Origin of the sequence: Aurantimicrobium sp. (assembly GCF_036667855.1) — a bacterium.
Taxonomy (GTDB): domain Bacteria; phylum Actinomycetota; class Actinomycetes; order Actinomycetales; family Microbacteriaceae; genus Aurantimicrobium.
The window spans coordinates 1-1,051 of sequence record NZ_JAVWTF010000117.1 but is presented as its reverse complement, the minus strand read 5'-3'; the positions used below and the strand labels follow the sequence as shown (position 1 = coordinate 1,051).

Sequence of the window (1,051 nt, the reverse complement as noted above, 5' to 3'; positions counted from 1 at the left end):
ATTGACTCACTTCGCTTGAACATCATCAACTACTCCACTGCCCACATACCTGCAGGCTTATCAACAAGAATGTTGCCAGGAGTTCAAAGGAAGCCAGTGGCTTTCTATTGTGTGGGCATGAGCAAACCCCCACTGCATCCATCCGCTGAAACTTGGTTGCACATACTTTTTGGCGACGACAATGGTGGCGGTCATTTGGCAGGCCAGGGAGTTGAGGGGAAAACAGAGTTTCCCGATTATTGGACTCTCTCGCGCATCGAGTCGGCAATTCTGAATATTCACGAACGAGCTCTGACCGTTGATTCACTGGAACCCACCATTTTGTTTGACGGATATATCGATGGGATTCTTCTGAGAGTTGTGCTCTCTGTTGATCACAAAGGTCAGCGGGTTTTGAAGACTGCTCACCCCTTGAGGGGAAATGGTGTGTTTAAGATCATCAATGGCGTCAGAGTCTCCAAGCCCTTACTGAGACAAGATAGGACGAAGTAACATGAAAACTATGAGAGCGCTTGCCCCCATTGCACAGGATTTGTTTAATGCAATGTCGTCAAAAATTGAGGAACCACTCAAGACCGCCATTATCGATTTTCTCGATTGTGGCGAAGAGGGCTGTGCTGCAGATTTCACCGTTGATTGGGCAATCAAAAATAACGTTGCTATCCCTGAGAAATATTGGCGTGAACTGAATGAGTTCTACTCAACCAGCTCTACTTCATGGTCACATGACAGTCGTCAGCAACTTTTGAAAGTGGCACACGCAGCATAAAGCCGATGAACCTAGATCTGGGCCTGTAGCACTGAAACAATCCAGCTTTAGGGGGCAGGTTCCGTGGTGAACATACCCTCAGAAGCTTCTTAGAGAATTGAGCAGTGGTTTAATCATCTTCCATCAACTCTGCCTCGATAAAGGGATCTTCATCACCTGCGTCATAGACGGGGTGAGCTTTCTCGGATGAAACAGTCAAACTGTCACCATCAAGATCCACCCGAACAGTGTCGCCGTCACGGATAGCCCCACCCAGGATGGCCGTTGCTAAACGGTCATCAA

The 1,051-nt window shown here is 47.9% G+C and carries 2 protein-coding genes; both read left to right on the top strand.

The genetic code is table 11. From position 1 onward, the window contains the following. Positions 1 to 117 precede the first annotated feature (117 nt). Complete coding sequence (locus RR877_RS10600) at positions 118 to 492, top strand: hypothetical protein (protein ID WP_332551548.1); 375 nt, start codon at positions 118 to 120, stop codon at positions 490 to 492. Position 493: 1 nt separating this feature from the next. Further along, a complete protein-coding gene (locus RR877_RS10595) occupies positions 494 to 769 on the top strand; it encodes a hypothetical protein (protein ID WP_332628249.1) in 276 nt (91 codons plus the stop codon). The last annotated feature ends 282 nt before the right edge of the window (positions 770 to 1,051 follow it).